This window comes from Leisingera sp. SA215 (assembly GCF_055902035.1).
The window spans coordinates 545853-560007 of the sequence record NZ_JBVVXU010000001.1 but is presented as its reverse complement, the minus strand read 5'-3'; the positions used below and the strand labels follow the sequence as shown (position 1 = coordinate 560007).

Sequence of the window (14155 nt, the reverse complement as noted above, 5' to 3'; positions counted from 1 at the left end):
CGCAGCCCTGTGCTTTGTGCAGGTGCAGGCACTGGTACGGATTTTCCGGATCACATATGCAGGGAGGCAAAGGGCCGCGTCAGGCGCATTGCTCCTTGGCGGCGGTTTGCATCGCCTCCAGCGTTGCCTCCAGCGCCAGCATGATCGAGGCATGGCGGTTTTTGAACTCGCGTGCGGGCTGCAGAACTTCCAGTCCGTCAAATGGCGCGTCCGGCACCGGGCCGTTTTGGGTCAGCATCGCCTTCAGCTGGTCGCGGGCGGTCTCGACCTCTTCCAGCGAGCGGCCGACCACATGGGCGCCCACCACGGCGGCCGAGGCCTGCCCCAGCGCGCAAGCCTTCACGTCCTGGCCAAATTCGGCGATCCGGCCGTCTTCCACAGAAATGTCGACGGTCACGGCCGAGCCGCAGAGCGGCGAGCGTTTCTTGACACTGGCGCTGGGGGATTCGAGTCTGCCGAGATGCGGAATATCCGCGGCCAGCGCCAGAATGCGCGTGGAGTACAGCTTGATCAGATCACTTTCGCCAGACATGTTTTCCCGGGCTTTCCCTGCTTGGTGGTTCCCCATACATAGGGAGCCGAACAGCAGATGCAAAAGGTTTTTGCCATGTCTATTGCCGCACCCTTTGATCCCGCCAGCCTGGTATTCAATGATGCCGGGCTGATCCCATGCATTGCGCAGGACCAAGCCTCGGGCGAGGTGCTGATGATGGCCTGGATGAACGCCGACGCGGTGGCGCGCACGCTGGAGACTGGAAAAGTCACCTATTGGTCGCGCTCACGGCAGTCGTTCTGGGTCAAGGGAGAGACGTCCGGCCATCTGCAGGAGCTGGTGGACCTGCGAGTGGATTGCGACCGGGATTGCCTGCTGGCGCTGGTGCGCCAGACCGGAGCGGCGTGCCATACCAACCGGCGGACCTGTTTCTATACCGCGGTGCGGAATGGCGAAGAGCATGAGCTGATGAAGCCGATGGAATGACGGGGAACGGCCCTGAGGGGCCGTGCCTCCGGCGGGAGTATTTTCAACCAGAAAGAAGCGGCAAGCCTACCATTCCGCGGATGTCCTGCGGAGTGGCGCCTTGGGCGCGGTATTTGGCGATGGCGCGGGCGTCGTCGCGTTTAGCAAGGCGCTTGCCAGCCTCATCGCGGATCAAGCGGTGGTGGTGGTAGACCGGGGTGGGCAGGCCCAGAAGGCTTTGCAGCAGGACGTGGATCTGAGTTGCCTCAAACAGGTCGGCGCCGCGCACCGCGTGGGTAATGCCCTGGTCCGCGTCATCGATGACAACTGACAGGTGATAGGAACTGCCCATAGTGCGGCGTACCAGAATGATATCGCCTGCAGCTGTGATCAGCTGCTCCGGGTCCAAAGCGTGGAGGCCCTGAAACTCCGCTCCGGTTTCAGTGAAACAGCGCAGCTCAGCAGCTTGGACGGCTTTTTCCATATTCAGGCGGATCACGTCACGGTCTGAGGTTTCAGACGGCTGCCGGTTACGGCAAGTGCCGGGGTAGATGCGTCCGTCGGGGCCGAACTGCGGCACGCCCTCCTGGGGGGCTCCGGCGGCTGTTTCAATATCAGCGCGGTTGCAGCGGCAAGGGTAGGTGAGGCCCATGGCAGTCAAGCGATCCACTGCGGCGCGGTAACGCGGCAGCCGGTCCGATTGCCGCATCACTTGCCGCGGCCAGGCCAGTCCAAGCCAAGCGATGTCCTGATAAATCTGCGCCTCCCATCCGGCGCGCGCACGCGACTGGTCGATGTCTTCGATCCGCAGCAGGAAGGCGCCGTTTTCAGCCTGCGCCATATCATGCGCCAGCAGCGCCGAATAGGCATGGCCGAGGTGCAAGGGTCCAGTGGGCGAAGGCGCAAAGCGGGTGGTGAATGTCACGCTTTCTCAATCACATAAACGGTAGACTTGAGGTTGATACCGGGCAGGTGGTCGCCGTATTCCCTAAATAGCAGCCGGGCTGCCGAACAGTCCAGCCAGTCATTGAGTTTACCGGTATAGGCGCGGTCCTCCAACGCGTGGTCATTGTAGGAGAAGGCAAACAGCCCGCCACGCTCCAGCGCGCGCATGATGATGTCGAAAGTGGCAGGCGGTGCCGCCCCCTTGCTGAGCAGACCGCAGCCGATGATGGCACGGTAGGTGCCCGGCTTGACCGGCGTCTTGCCGGCAACATCCAGTTGGGTCAATTGCCGGTAGGTGTCCTTGGCCCGGGCCTGTGCCAGCATTTCGGGCGAGGGGTCCAAGCCGTCGACCACCTGATATCCGGCGAGGCGCAGCGCAAGTCCGGACAGGCCGGTACCGCAGCCGAAATCGAGGATCGGCGCGTCCGGCTCTGGCAGGTACTTCCACAGCGCCGCCGCGATCCGCCCCGGTGTGGCATAGCCGTTTTCAGCGATTTCCGCGTCATAGGAGGCGGCCCAGCTGTCATAATGATCCCGGGTCGCCTCTTCATTTTTCAGGCTGTAGGAGCTGTCGAGGAACTTTTTAATCATGTCGCAATCCTAGACCCGCAGTTTGCGCAGCGTCTAGGGAAAGTTGCTGAGCCAGTCCTGCCAGGCTTCCTTGGCGCGGTCTGTATAGGCCTTGTAACGGTCCTTGCGGCCGCGGCGGCCGCCCTTGAGGCCGTCGACCGGGCGGAACAGGCCGAAGTTCACATTCATCGGCTGAAACGTCTTGGCCTCGGCGCCGCCGGTGATGTGGTGAATCAGCGCGCCCATGGCGCTGTCCTGCGGCACCGGGGGCAGATCCCGGCCAAGAATTTCAGCAGCGGCCAGGCGGCCTGCGAGGAGGCCCATGGCGGCGCTTTCCACGTATCCCTCCACACCGGTAATCTGGCCGGCAAACCGGATGTTCGGTTTCGACTTCATCCGCATCTGTGCGTCCAGCAGAGTGGGCGAGTTGATGAAAGTATTGCGGTGGATACCGCCAAGGCGGGCAAAGCTGGCGTTCTCCAGCCCCGGGATCATTTTGAACACCTCTGCCTGGGCGCCGTATTTCATCTTGGTCTGGAAACCGACGATGTTGAACAGCGTTCCCAGCGCGTTGTCGCGGCGCAGCTGCACGACCGCATGGGCCTTGACGTCAGGCTGGTGCGGATTGGTCAGGCCCACCGGCTTCATTGGGCCGTGGCGCAGGGTCTCGCGGCCGCGTTCGGCCATCACCTCGATCGGCAGGCAGCCGTCGAAATAGCCCGCGGTTTCGCCCTCGTGAAACTCGGTTTTGTCAGCTGACAATAATGCGTCGATGAAGGCCTCGTACTGGTCCTTGTCCATCGGGCAGTTAAGGTAGGCGGTGCGCTCTTCCTCGGTCTCGCCCTTGTCATAGCGGGACTGCATCCAGGCCTGCGACATGTCGATCGACTCGGCATAGACAATCGGTGCGATGGCATCGAAAAAGGCCAGAGCCTCAGCCCCGGTTTCCGCCTGAATGGCTTGACCCAGTTCCGGTGACGTCAGCGGGCCGGTGGCAATGATCCAGTGGCCGTCTGCGGGCAGTCCGGTGATCTCCTCGTAAGAGACCGTGACATTCGGGTGCGCCTTCAGCTTGGCGGTGACGGTTTCGGCAAAGGGTTCCCGGTCCACTGCCAGGGCGCCGCCGGCGGGCAGGCGGTGCTCATCCGCGGTCGCCATGATCAGCCCGTCCGCCGCGCGCATTTCCCAATGCAGCAGGCCGACGGCGTTCTGCTCGTCATCATCCGAGCGGAAGGAGTTGGAGCAGACCATCTCGCCCAGGTTGCCGGTCTGATGGGCAAAGGTCTCCACCCTGGGGCGCATTTCGTGGATTACCACGGGCACGCCCATGTTTGCCGCCTGCCAGGCCGCTTCGGACCCGGCCATGCCGCCGCCCACGATATGCAATGTCTGTGCCGAATGATCTGTCATGCCCGCCACATAGGGCAGGGGGCGGGCTGGTGCAACAGGCTTGGCTGTCCAATAGCGGCTGCAAAAGCTGCCGCACTGCGCAGCGGAGGCAGGGAGAATGCGATTTAACCGGGAGTGAGAGAAATTTGGGGCCGCCGCTGCGGGAATGGTACACCGGTGAGAGAGAACCGGTTGGAGGGACCCTTCCGCAGCAGCAGCCCAAATTGTGCCGGTCAGTGATTAATCAGCGACCGTGCCCAATCTTTGCCATCTTTCCGCCCGAATTGAAAGGCGTTTGGCTGGCGTCTCAAGGAAACAATATGTGCGGATTGGTAAACAAAACCTAAAATTTTCGAAGAATTCCGGAGGACAGGCCGGAATTCCCGTGAATCTATCCGTAGGGATCAGCTTTCCTGCCAGTCGGGCACGCGTTTTTCGATGAACGCCGCCATGCCTTCGATGGTGTCGCGGTACATCAGATTCTCGACAATCACTCCGCTGGTATAGGCATAGGCCTGATCCAGCGGCATTTGCAGCTGTTCGTAAAACGCCTGTTTTCCGACCTTCACTGCGGACCCCAGTTTCGACGCGATGGTTTCGGCCAGCCGGGTGGTTTCGGCCTCCAATTCTTCCAATGGCACGGCGCGGTTGGCCAGGCCCAGATCCACCGCACGGTTGGCGTTGATGAATTCACCCGTGGTCAGCAGCTCAAACGCCTGCTTCCGGGGGATGTTACGCGAGAGTGCTACCATCGGGGTGGAACAGAACAGCCCGATGTTAACGCCGTTAACCCCGAATTTTGTGTCTTTAGCTGCCACCGCCAGATCGCAGGAGGCAACCAGCTGGCAGCCCGCTGCCGTGGCAATACCATGCACCTGGGCAATCACCGGCTGGGGCAGGGACTGCAGCCCCGTCATCACGCTGGTGCAGCGGGCAAACAGGTCCTGGAAATAGGCCTTGCCGCCGTCCTCCGCCGCGCGGCCCGCGGTCATCTGCTTGATATCATGGCCCGCGCAGAACCCTTTTCCGGTCCCGGACAGGATTACCACCTTGATACTGCTGTCTTCGCGCAGGGCATCAATCTGTTCCTGCAGTGCCGCCAGCATCTCGTCCGACAGGGCGTTCAGCTTTTCCGGCGTGTTCATCGTCAGCCGGGCTATCGCCCCCGTGTCGTGACGTTTCAGAATTGTCATCTTGCCCTCCTCGCAAATCTCGGGGCAACTCTATGCAGGGTTAGGGGAAAGGGAAAGCATGGCGCTGGCATTTGATGTCGCAGGTCTGACGGATTACCTGCATGAGATCTTTCCGCAGGTGAAAGACGATTTTGCCATCGACGCGATGGATGAGAAGGGCCTGCGGATGCGCCTTTTGACGGCCGAGCGGCATTTGCGGCCCGGTGGCACGGTATCGGGGCCGTCGATGTTTGCGCTGGCCGACTGCGCGATCTACGCGTTGATCCTGTCGCGGCTGGGGCGCGAGGCGTTGGCGGTCACCACCAATTGTTCGCTGGATTTCATGCGCAAGCCGGTTGCAGGCGCGGATGTGATCGCCGAAGCGCGTCTGCTGAAGCTGGGCCGGGTTCTAGCGGTCGCCGATGTGCTGATGTATTCCGAGGGTATGGCAGAACCGGTCGCCCGCGCCAGTATGACCTATTCGATCCCGCCGAAACGCTAGAGGGCTGTGGCAAGCGGCTGCCCGACCTTCACCAGCGTTTCGCGGCCCTTGGCGCTGTTTGCCACCAGATCATCGGCAAAGCGGATCCTGCCAGGCTCAAACACCACCACCACGGTGGAGCCGCCGAACTTGAAATAGCCTTTCTCGTCCATCTTCTGCACCGCGCCTTCGGTGCGGGTGTTGATGATGCTGCCAACGCCAAAGGCACCCACCTCGACAAAGCAATAGGTTCCGGCGTTCTCGCTTTCGATCAGTGTCCAGCTGCGTTTGTTTTCCCCGAATACGTCCGGCCCGGCCCCCAGCGCAATCGGGTTGACTGAGTGCAGCGCACCGGGAATGTCCTGCGCCGCGATGATCCGCCCGGTGACGGGGAAGTGGTAGCGGTGATAATCCGCCGGACACAGCCGCGCGATTGCCAGCGCGCCGCCAGTGAACCGGTCCGCGATCCCGGGCAACATGGTGCGCACCGACATCGGGTAGCCCTTGACCGGGACAAAGACGTCCTCCGCCAGCTCCGGAAACACCAGCACCCGGCCATCAGCAGGGGAGACGACATCCTTGGGGCCGGTGCTGAAGGGGCGTACTTCGGGTTTCAGATGGCGGACAAAGAAGTCATTGAAGCAGGAGAAACTCTCAGTGTCGGCAGAAGCTTCGGACATGTCGATCGACAGATCCTCGATCACTGCCTTGATCTTGCCCTTGGACAACCGCGAGTCGAACCAGGCGCCCATCAGCCGGCTGATGAGAGACGAGCGGAACAGCAGTTTCTCGATGGGCCGCGCACTGGCGTTCTGATAGGCCCAGCGGATCCATTTTTCGCCCAGCACCGCCTCTTCGAAGGTTACGCCGGTGTCGCGGTCAACAACAAGGATGGGGTCGCGCTGCATCAGTTCCGCCATGTCTTTTTTCGTCCCGCTGCGCCTAGCAAAGCGCGGCGGCCGGGCCAAGGGTGGAAATGACCTGCAACAGCAGGGTTGCGGCCCTTCAGGCCGGAGGGCGCGCACGGGGCGGCCGGGCGGGACCCGGATTGCAGGCATGAAAAAGGGGGCCGCGGCCCCCTCAATCGGATGTCCCTTACGGGAACAGCTTTTTAACGTAGTTCGGCAAGGCGAATGCGGCCTTATGAACCTCCGGATTGTAATAGCCAGTGTCGATCCCGGATGCGGCAAAGCGCTGCTCCAGATCGGCCAGGCTAACATTTCGGGCCTTGTCCGAGTGGCTGCCCCAGCCGAACGCCATCGGCCCGCCGGCATAGGTCGGCACCGTCGCCAGATAGCAGGAAGCGTCAGAGAACAGCGCCTGGAACGCCCGCAGGGTGCCGGTCAGCTCATCGCCCTGCATGAACGGCACGCCGTTTTGCGTCACGATGATGCCTTCCTCGGTAAGCGAGCGCGCGGCATGGCCATAGAAGGTGTCGGTGAACAGCACTTCGCCGGGGCCGATCGGGTCGGTTGAATCGACAATGATCACGTCGAACTTTTCGGTGTTCTCTTTCATGAAGAGCGCACCGTCGTTGATCACCAGATTCAGGCGCGAATCGTCAAACGCGCCGTCGCTCAGCATTGGCAGGTATTCCTTGGAGAAATCCACCACGCCGCCGTCGATCTCTACCATGGTCACATGCTCGACCGAGGCGTGGCGCAGCGCTTCGCGGGCCATGCCGCCGTCGCCGCCGCCGATGATCAGCACGCGTTTGGCGTTCCCATGCGCCAGAATCGGCACATGGGTCAGCATCTCGTGGTAGATGAAGTTGTCGCCTTCGGTGGTCTGCACCACGTCATCCAGTGTCAGAATGCGGCCGAATTGGCCGTTCTGAAACACTTTCAGGCGCTGATGCTCGGTGTTGCTGTCATAGAGCATTTCGTCCACGCGCAGGGCTTGAGCGTAATGCGCGTGCAGGCTTTCCGTCACCCATTCCTGTTTGCCGGCCTGTTTAGCGGTGTCGTTCATGCCGCGACCTCTTTGGCGATCAGCTCCTCGCCGCGCAGCAGTTCGCGCACTTCCACCATGTCGGTGGAGAAGGCCTGTTTCAGAACGTCAACGGCTTTCCACGGCTCGGCGTCGCCGCACATGAAGACGTCAAAGGCGCCATAGCCGATTTCAGGCCAAGTGTGCACCGAGATGTGGCTTTCCGCCAGCACGGCCACGCCAGAGACGCCCTGCGGCGAAAACTTGTGGGTGTGGATGTGCAGCAGGGTGGCACCGCAAACGTCCACGCAGTCGCGGAACGCTTTCTGGATGCGGGCTTCGCAATCCAGGCCGGTGCCTTTCATTACTTCGATGATCAGATGGGTACCTGCAAACACCTTGCCATCCTTGCGGATGAAATGGTCTTCGCGGTCCGAGTCCACAACGGAGTCGATATTCGCGGCTGTTACACCGCGGGCGGTATCTTCCTCATGGGCGCCTGTCTCCAGACCGATCCCCAGTTGGAAGAGGTTGGCGTCTTTCATGACACTCCCCTTCGTTCCAGTAGATGACAATCCAGCCGGCCCTTAGCGCCCCCCCGGATAAGAGTCCGGGGTTGGGATCGGTACCGAAAGTGAGGCGCATTTAGGCCGGGGGAAAGATTCGATCAACCACTAATTTCTGCATAGCCGGTAACACGCGGGCACCTGCATCCTGCGAATCAAAATGCCGCGCAAAAAAAAGGCCGGGGCGAACCCCGGCCGTCAGGTTGTTCTTTTGCCCAGGGGATCATGGGCGCCAGAACGGAAGAGTGGCTTCATAATGGGCGTCCTGGCGGCTCACCCCGATGTCCTTAAGCTGCGCATCGCTCAAATGTTTCAAATGGGCTCGTGTGCAGTGGCGCAGGCTCCACTTGGTCACCAGAACGGCAAAGGAAACGGCCCATTGCGCCAGTACCGGCAGGCCCGGGCGGCTGATCAGATAGGACATGTTCGAGTGTGCCATTTGCGTGTGCTGTGCCATGGGGAGGCTTCCTGTATTGTGTTGATACAATCCTGTTGATTTGTCGTGGTGTTTTGATACAAAGAGGTGATCGCGTTGTCCAAGGATGGATTGTAATGGGTACAATTTGGCCGCAAAGCCTGAGTGAGGCAAAAGGTCCCAAGTACAAAAAGGTAGCAGATACAATCCGGTCTGCCGTCGATTTGGGCAGTTTGAAAACTGGTGCAAAGCTGCCGCCGGTGCGCGATCTTGCGTATCAATTAGGCATTACACCCGGCACCGTTGCCCGCGCTTACAGCATTTTGACCGATGAGGGTGTGCTGGAGGCCGAGGTCGGGCGCGGCACCTTTGTAGCCGAAAAGAAAAAACCGGTGCCCGATGACGTATGGTCGCGGCAGCTGCATTTGCTGGAGGCGCGCGATCCCGGCCATGTCAGCCTGTTCAGCCCGCGGATCGCCGATATGGGGCAGGTGGCCGCGATGCGCGAGGCGCTGCACAAAGTGGCCGAAGGCGAGGCGCGCAGTTTTCTGAATTATCCGACACGGGACGCCTATCTGCCGGTGCGCCAGGCAGCAGCAGCCTGGGTGAGCCAATCGCCGGTCGGCCCGGTCAGCGAAAGTGACGTGGTGCTGACACATGGCGGCCAGAACGGGCTGATGGTGGTGCTGCAGGCAATCCTGACCGGGCCGCAGCCGGTGATCATGGTCGAGGACCTCACCTATGCCGGGTTCCGCCGCGCCGCAGAGTTGCTGAGGGCGCAGGTGGTCGAAGTTGCGATGGATGAACACGGGATCCGGCCGGATTCAATGGAGCTGGCGATCCGCAAGACCGGCGCCTCGGTGCTGTGCACCAGCCCTGAGGTTCACAACCCCACCGGGCTGCACACGCCGCTGGAGCGCCGCAAGGAGATTGTCCGTATTGCCCGCCGTCACGAGGTGCAGATCGTCGAGGACGACTGCTACCGGTTGGGGGAGACGCGGACGTCCAGCTACCGGGCGCTTGCACCTGAACTTGCCTGGCATGTGTCGTCGATCTCCAAGATCCTGACTCCTGCTCTGCGCGTCGGCTTTGCGCTGGCGCCCGAGGGCCGGTCCACAGAGCTGCGGCGGGCGGCCGAATACGGGTATTTCGGCTTGGCGCAGCCGCTGGCCGAACTGCTGCGGATCCTGCTCACCGATCCGCGGATGCCTGACCTGGTTGCGGCTGTGCGCGGGGAGATGGCCCGGTATGTCCGGGTGGCGGTCAACGCGCTTGGCGCGTTTGATCTGACCTGGAACCCGGACGTGCCCTTTGTTTGGCTGCGGCTGCCCTCGGGCTGGCGCGCTGCCGCCTTTACCCGCGCTGCAGAGGCAAACGGGGTGCAGATCCGCTCGGCAGATGAATTTGCCCTGCGCGACGGCCGTGCACCGCATGCGGTGCGCATCGCCATCAACGCGCATGTACCGTTGAAGCAGTTCGAGGAGGCGATGCTGCGCCTGCGCGCCCTGCTGGACAACCCGCCGGAGCAAATCAGTGTGTGAATTATTGGGGTATCAATATACCTATTTTGCAAGCCATTGAAAACAAGCTGTTTTATGTCGATCACCCCTGTTGACGTGCCTCTTTGTTGCCCGTAAACCCCCTCCATCGCATTCAGGCAGTTCCTTTCGGGGAATCTGCCGTCACGACAAACAGGATTGACCTGCCATGAAAACCTTCTCTGCTACTCCGGCAGACATCGAGAAGAAGTGGATCCTGATCGACGCCGAGGGCGTTGTTCTGGGCCGTCTTGCCTCGATTGTTGCCATGCGCCTGCGTGGCAAGCACAAAGCGTCCTTCACTCCGCATATGGACATGGGCGACAACGTCATCATCATCAACGCCGACAAGGTGCAGATGACCGGCAAGAAGCGCGAAGAGCACTTCTACTGGCACACCGGCCACCCGGGCGGCATCAAGTCGCGCACCAAACAGGAAATCCTGGAAGGCGCACACCCGGAACGCGTTGTGACCCAAGCGGTCAAGCGCATGCTGCCGGGCAACCGTCTGAGCCGTCAGATCATGACCAATCTGCGTGTTTATGCCGGTGCCGAGCATCCGCATGAAGCACAGGCCCCCGAAGTTCTGGATGTTGCATCCATGAACAAGAAAAACACCCGGAGCTAATGTAGATGTCTGATCAGATCAACACTCTTGAAGAGCTCGCAGCTGCAACCGGTGTGGAAGCAGTGGCCGAAGAAACCATCACACGTGAGCCGGTTCGCGACGAGCTGGGCCGCGCCTATGCCACCGGCAAGCGGAAAGATGCGGTTGCCCGCGTCTGGATCAAGCCGGGTTCCGGCAAGGTCGAAGTGAACGGTTTGGAAATCAACAAGTACTTCGCCCGTCCGGTGCTGCAGATGATCCTGCGCCAGCCGTTCCAGGTTGCTGGCGTCGAAGGTGAATTCGACGTCTACGCCACCGTCAAGGGCGGCGGCCTGTCCGGTCAGGCCGGTGCGGTCAAGCACGGCATCTCCAAAGCGCTGCAGCTTTACGATCCGGCTCTGCGCGGCGCGCTGAAAGCGGCAGGATTCCTGACCCGCGACAGCCGTGTTGTGGAACGGAAGAAATACGGTAAAGCCAAAGCCCGTAAGAGCTTCCAGTTCTCCAAGCGTTAAGTTTCACGCTATTGCTGTTTTTTGGAAAGGGCCGCCTGATGAGCGGCCCTTTTTGCTGGGGAAACGGGTGATTTACCGGCGCCGTTAACATTTTCGAAAAAATCACATAACATGGCAGGCGCCGCCTTCAGTTGGGGTGACAGCCATGCCGCAAACCATCTATGAAAAATACGGCGGTTTCAGTGCCATCAGCCGGGTCGTGATGACCTTTTATGAAATGGCGCTCGATTCCGATCAGATCGGCGATTACTTCGCTGATGTCGACATGGCGCGGCTGATCGACCACCAGACCAAGTTCATTTCTTCGCTGCTGGGCGGGCCTGCCTCCTTCAGCGACGAGCGGCTGGAGGCGGTGCATCGGGCCCTGGCCATAAGCCACGATGATTTTGATGAAATGAGCGCGCTTTTGAAGGCGGCGCTGGAGCAGCACGGTCTGTCAGAACCGGATGTCCGTGCTGCGCTTGCCTTGATTGAAACCAAACGCAACGTCATCGTCCACCGGGACGCCGCATGAGCATTGCCGCCATAAATGAACAGCTGCTGCGTGCTATTGGCGTAGGGATTGCCGTTGTCCGCGCCTCTGATCTTGGGTTTGTCTTTTATAATCAGTCCTTTGCGGAATGGTTTGGAACACCTGGCCCTGACGCGGCGCTGACGGATGCCATTGCGGGATTGCCGCCACAGGAACTTGGCCCGCTGCGGGCCGAAGGACGGCGCTATTCGGCGGAGCTGAAGATCAAGCGCAAGCGGCGGACGCTGGTTTTTGCCATTAATATCTCGCAGGCCAGCCATTTGAATGAGGCGCTGCTGGTGGTTGAATGCCAGAACATCACCCGCATCCGCGAGCTGGAAAGCATGATTGACAGCTACTCTGCCATGGTGGAGCGCAACACCCGCGAGCTGGAGCGCGAAAAGGAGCGGGTGGAGCGGCTGCTGCTGAACCTGATGCCGCGCTCGGTCTATGAGGAGTTCAAGACCTTCGGCGTGGTCACCCCGCAGCTTTACTCCAAAGTCTCAGTTGTGATGCTGGATTTTGTCAATTTCACCGACTTCGCCTCCCGTACCGACCCGACGGTTACACTGGGTGAGCTGAACGATATTTTCACTGCTTTTGACCGGATCGTCGAACAATTCGGCTGCGAACGCATCAAGACCATCGGGGATGCTTATCTGGCGGTTGCCGGGATGCCGGAACCAACGCCGGACCACGCCACCGCGGTGGCCCATTGCGCCACCCGGTTTCTGCGCTATCTGGACCGGCGCAACCAGAGCCATCAGCATAAATGGCAGGCGCGCATAGGCTTGGGAACCGGCTCGGCTGTCGGCTCCGTGGTCGGTATTCAGAAGTATGTCTACGACGTTTTCGGCCCGGCTGTGAACCTGGCCTCGCGTTTGCAGGTCTTTGCCAACCCGATGAAAATTGTTGCTCCGGAGGAAATGAAAGAAGCCTTGGCGGAAGAGTTTCGCGTCACCGACATCGGCCCCGAAGAGATCAAGGGCATAGGCGAGGTGCATCTGGTCAATGTCGGCCACGAATTGAGCGCCCCGCAGCCCCGCAGCCGGTTCTGAAGGACCGGTATCAAGGGGCGGGGTTTAGTCGTCGGATGCGATCAGCCCCAGCCCGCGCAGGTAGATGCCGATGCCGCTTTCCAGCAGATCTTCGGGTGGAAAGGGGGAGGCGGCGCCGGGTGAATTCCTTGCATAAAGCTCAACCACCCCGTGGCTCATCGCCAGCACATGGGCCGAGAACATCGAGGCCGGCGGGCGTTTGCCCTCCGGGATATGCTGGCTGAGGTCGGCGGCGGCGCGTTCCAGGATCGCCCGCGCCCGGGCGGCGGCATTGGCCAGCTCAGGTGTCCGGTTCACAGAAATTCCGCTTTCGAACATGGCGATGTAATGCCCCGGATGCTTGCGGGCAAAGGCGAGATAGGCGCGGCCTGTTGCCTCAAATGCGGCCAGCGCCGAAGGCTGGTATTTATCATAAGCGTGCTGCATCAGGTCGGCAAACATCACATAACCCTGCCGTCCGGCCTCGGCGATCAGGTCCTCGCGCCCCTTGAAATGACGGTAGACGGCGGCGGGGGTGACGCCGGCCTGCTTGGCAGCTTCTGACAGGGTAAAACCGGTCGGGCCCTTGGCCTCAATCAGATGCAGGGCTGCTTCGACCAGTGCTTGGCGCAGATTGCCGTGATGATAACCGCGTTTAGTCATCCCAGATATCCGGGCCTCCGCAAATTCCTTGGTCCCGTTCGCCAATCGCACCGGTGTCTTTATTGCTGTAGCTGACGCCGCGCAGCACGCAACGCATTGCCGCCAGCCGGGCCCGCCGTTTGTCATCGGATCGAATGACGGTCCAGGGGGCCTCTGCACTATGGCTGCGCGCAAAGGTCTCGGAAATGGCGGCGCTGTAAGCGTCCCATTTTTGCAGCCCTTCCACGTCGATCGGGCTGAGCTTCCACTGTTTCAATGGGTCGGACTCGCGGGACAGCATCCGGCGCAGCTGTTCTGCCCGGCCAACGTTCAGCCAGATCTTGAACAAATGCACGCCATCCTCAGCCAGAGCCTGTTCAAAACCTTGAACCTGATGAAAAAAACGTTCGCGCTGTTCGTCGGTGCAGAAGCCAAAAACCTTCTCCACCACGCCGCGATTGTACCAGCTGCGATCGAAAAACACGATTTCGCCGCCTGACGGCAGATGCTGTATATAGCGCTGGAAATACCATTGGCTTTGCTCGGCGCTGGTGGGTTTGGACAGCGCCACGACCCGTGCACCGCGGGGGTTCAGATTCTCACGGAACCGTTTGATTGTACCGCCCTTGCCGGCCGCATCGCGGCCTTCAAAAACGATCGCAATACGGGCGCCGCTGGATTTGACCCAGGCCTGCAGCTTGACCAGTTCGATCTGCAGCGTCTCCAGCTCGTTTTCATAGGCTTTCCGCTTCATCCGCTCCCGGTGCGGATAGCCGGGGCTCAGGATCTCGTCATTGTCCGCACCTTTGATGGACCTGCGGATCTCATCCGGCGCGCCGGTCTGGTAAAAGCGGCTGATGGCTCCGTCAAATGGCAGCGGCAT

18 protein-coding genes are annotated in these 14155 nt (G+C 60.8%); 7 read left to right on the top strand and 11 right to left on the bottom strand.

The genetic code is table 11. The features are described from left to right. Positions 1-79: 79 nt before the first annotated feature. The gene (locus tag AC0KW6_RS02660; protein WP_323781651.1) at positions 80-532 is read right to left on the bottom strand and encodes an iron-sulfur cluster assembly scaffold protein; all 453 of its coding nucleotides are present in this window, start codon (positions 530-532) and stop codon (positions 80-82) included. A 57-nt stretch (positions 533-589) separates the two neighbouring features. Between AC0KW6_RS02660 and hisI the strand changes: the two genes are divergently transcribed. Beyond that, positions 590-979 (top strand): phosphoribosyl-AMP cyclohydrolase, encoded by a 390-nt coding sequence (gene hisI, locus AC0KW6_RS02655; protein WP_323781648.1) that lies wholly within the window; start codon positions 590-592, stop codon positions 977-979. A 43-nt stretch (positions 980-1022) separates the two neighbouring features. Here hisI and gluQRS read toward each other — a convergent pair whose 3' ends face one another. The 4 genes from gluQRS to AC0KW6_RS02635 form a co-directional block, all read right to left on the bottom strand. Continuing rightward, positions 1023-1883 (bottom strand): tRNA glutamyl-Q(34) synthetase GluQRS, encoded by an 861-nt coding sequence (gene gluQRS, locus AC0KW6_RS02650; protein WP_474034000.1) that lies wholly within the window; start codon positions 1881-1883, stop codon positions 1023-1025. Continuing rightward, entirely contained in the window at positions 1880-2494 is a 615-nt protein-coding gene (locus AC0KW6_RS02645; RefSeq protein WP_323781643.1) for a class I SAM-dependent DNA methyltransferase, read from the bottom strand. The genes gluQRS and AC0KW6_RS02645 overlap by 4 nt, the downstream gene beginning before the upstream one ends. 33 nt (positions 2495-2527) lie before the next feature. After that, entirely contained in the window at positions 2528-3883 is a 1356-nt protein-coding gene (gene trmFO / locus AC0KW6_RS02640; RefSeq protein WP_474033999.1) for a methylenetetrahydrofolate--tRNA-(uracil(54)-C(5))-methyltransferase (FADH(2)-oxidizing) TrmFO, read from the bottom strand. 383 nt (positions 3884-4266) lie between these two features. After that, complete coding sequence (locus AC0KW6_RS02635) at positions 4267-5055, bottom strand: enoyl-CoA hydratase (protein WP_474033998.1); 789 nt, start codon at positions 5053-5055, stop codon at positions 4267-4269. A gap of 58 nt (positions 5056-5113) precedes the next feature. Between AC0KW6_RS02635 and AC0KW6_RS02630 the strand changes: the two genes are divergently transcribed. Then, positions 5114-5536 carry a PaaI family thioesterase gene (locus AC0KW6_RS02630; RefSeq protein ID WP_323780561.1) on the top strand — a complete coding sequence of 141 codons (423 nt, stop codon included), beginning with the start codon at positions 5114-5116 and terminating at the stop codon, positions 5534-5536. Here AC0KW6_RS02630 and asd read toward each other — a convergent pair. The 4 genes from asd to AC0KW6_RS02610 all read right to left on the bottom strand — a co-directional run bounded on the left by asd (position 5533) and on the right by AC0KW6_RS02610 (position 8467). Continuing rightward, the gene (gene asd / locus AC0KW6_RS02625; RefSeq protein ID WP_474034213.1) at positions 5533-6423 is read right to left on the bottom strand and encodes an archaetidylserine decarboxylase; all 891 of its coding nucleotides are present in this window, start codon (positions 6421-6423) and stop codon (positions 5533-5535) included. The genes AC0KW6_RS02630 and asd overlap by 4 nt on opposite strands. A gap of 187 nt (positions 6424-6610) precedes the next feature. Then, positions 6611-7486: a polyamine aminopropyltransferase gene (gene speE / locus AC0KW6_RS02620; RefSeq protein ID WP_323780564.1), complete on the bottom strand. Its 876-nt coding sequence runs from the start codon at positions 7484-7486 to the stop codon at positions 6611-6613. Then, positions 7483-7989: an adenosylmethionine decarboxylase gene (speD, locus tag AC0KW6_RS02615; RefSeq protein ID WP_024090268.1), complete on the bottom strand. Its 507-nt coding sequence runs from the start codon at positions 7987-7989 to the stop codon at positions 7483-7485. The genes speE and speD overlap by 4 nt, the downstream gene beginning before the upstream one ends. Before the next feature lie 244 nt (positions 7990-8233). Further along, entirely contained in the window at positions 8234-8467 is a 234-nt protein-coding gene (locus AC0KW6_RS02610) for a DUF1127 domain-containing protein (RefSeq protein ID WP_323780567.1), read from the bottom strand. Positions 8468-8562: 95 nt separating this feature from the next. Here AC0KW6_RS02610 and AC0KW6_RS02605 point away from each other — a divergent pair, with 95 nt between their 5' ends. The 5 genes from AC0KW6_RS02605 to AC0KW6_RS02585 all read left to right on the top strand — a co-directional run bounded on the left by AC0KW6_RS02605 (position 8563) and on the right by AC0KW6_RS02585 (position 12651). Continuing rightward, on the top strand, positions 8563-9966 hold the full coding sequence (locus AC0KW6_RS02605; protein WP_323780570.1) for an aminotransferase-like domain-containing protein: 1404 nt from the start codon (positions 8563-8565) through the stop codon (positions 9964-9966). Between the two features lie 166 nt (positions 9967-10132). Continuing rightward, entirely contained in the window at positions 10133-10591 is a 459-nt protein-coding gene (gene rplM, locus AC0KW6_RS02600; RefSeq protein ID WP_024090265.1) for a 50S ribosomal protein L13, read from the top strand. A gap of 5 nt (positions 10592-10596) precedes the next feature. Continuing rightward, positions 10597-11082 carry a 30S ribosomal protein S9 gene (gene rpsI / locus AC0KW6_RS02595; protein WP_035920078.1) on the top strand — a complete coding sequence of 162 codons (486 nt, stop codon included), beginning with the start codon at positions 10597-10599 and terminating at the stop codon, positions 11080-11082. 145 nt (positions 11083-11227) lie between these two features. After that, positions 11228-11596, top strand: coding sequence for a group I truncated hemoglobin (locus tag AC0KW6_RS02590; RefSeq protein ID WP_474033996.1), 369 nt, complete (start codon positions 11228-11230; stop codon positions 11594-11596). Then, positions 11593-12651, top strand: a complete 1059-nt coding sequence (locus AC0KW6_RS02585; RefSeq protein WP_323780579.1) for an adenylate/guanylate cyclase domain-containing protein — start codon at positions 11593-11595, stop codon at positions 12649-12651. The genes AC0KW6_RS02590 and AC0KW6_RS02585 overlap by 4 nt, the downstream gene beginning before the upstream one ends. 24 nt (positions 12652-12675) lie before the next feature. Here the strand turns inward: AC0KW6_RS02585 and AC0KW6_RS02580 are convergent, their stop codons facing one another. Together AC0KW6_RS02580 and ppk2 are read right to left on the bottom strand one after the other, a co-directional pair. Then, positions 12676-13293 (bottom strand): TetR/AcrR family transcriptional regulator, encoded by a 618-nt coding sequence (locus AC0KW6_RS02580; RefSeq protein ID WP_323780582.1) that lies wholly within the window; start codon positions 13291-13293, stop codon positions 12676-12678. After that, entirely contained in the window at positions 13286-14155 is an 870-nt protein-coding gene (ppk2, locus tag AC0KW6_RS02575) for a polyphosphate kinase 2 (RefSeq protein WP_323780585.1), read from the bottom strand. Before ppk2 ends, AC0KW6_RS02580 begins: the two co-directional genes overlap by 8 nt.

Coding starts and splice junctions, on each gene's coding strand:
- trmFO (WP_474033999.1), bottom strand. CDS start 3,883: ATGACAGATCATTCGGCACAGACATTGCATATCGTGGGCGGCGGCATG.
- AC0KW6_RS02660 (WP_323781651.1), bottom strand. CDS start 532: ATGTCTGGCGAAAGTGATCTGATCAAGCTGTACTCCACGCGCATTCTG.
- AC0KW6_RS02610 (WP_323780567.1), bottom strand. CDS start 8,467: ATGGCACAGCACACGCAAATGGCACACTCGAACATGTCCTATCTGATC.
- rplM (WP_024090265.1), top strand. CDS start 10,133: ATGAAAACCTTCTCTGCTACTCCGGCAGACATCGAGAAGAAGTGGATC.
- AC0KW6_RS02580 (WP_323780582.1), bottom strand. CDS start 13,293: ATGACTAAACGCGGTTATCATCACGGCAATCTGCGCCAAGCACTGGTC.
- AC0KW6_RS02645 (WP_323781643.1), bottom strand. CDS start 2,494: ATGATTAAAAAGTTCCTCGACAGCTCCTACAGCCTGAAAAATGAAGAG.
- AC0KW6_RS02605 (WP_323780570.1), top strand. CDS start 8,563: ATGGGTACAATTTGGCCGCAAAGCCTGAGTGAGGCAAAAGGTCCCAAG.
- AC0KW6_RS02630 (WP_323780561.1), top strand. CDS start 5,114: ATGGCGCTGGCATTTGATGTCGCAGGTCTGACGGATTACCTGCATGAG.
- AC0KW6_RS02585 (WP_323780579.1), top strand. CDS start 11,593: ATGAGCATTGCCGCCATAAATGAACAGCTGCTGCGTGCTATTGGCGTA.
- speD (WP_024090268.1), bottom strand. CDS start 7,989: ATGAAAGACGCCAACCTCTTCCAACTGGGGATCGGTCTGGAGACAGGC.
- AC0KW6_RS02590 (WP_474033996.1), top strand. CDS start 11,228: ATGCCGCAAACCATCTATGAAAAATACGGCGGTTTCAGTGCCATCAGC.
- asd (WP_474034213.1), bottom strand. CDS start 6,423: ATGCAGCGCGACCCCATCCTTGTTGTTGACCGCGACACCGGCGTAACC.
- ppk2 (WP_323780585.1), bottom strand. CDS start 14,155: ATGCCGCTGCCATTTGACGGAGCCATCAGCCGCTTTTACCAGACCGGC.
- hisI (WP_323781648.1), top strand. CDS start 590: ATGCAAAAGGTTTTTGCCATGTCTATTGCCGCACCCTTTGATCCCGCC.
- speE (WP_323780564.1), bottom strand. CDS start 7,486: ATGAACGACACCGCTAAACAGGCCGGCAAACAGGAATGGGTGACGGAA.
- rpsI (WP_035920078.1), top strand. CDS start 10,597: ATGTCTGATCAGATCAACACTCTTGAAGAGCTCGCAGCTGCAACCGGT.
- AC0KW6_RS02635 (WP_474033998.1), bottom strand. CDS start 5,055: ATGACAATTCTGAAACGTCACGACACGGGGGCGATAGCCCGGCTGACG.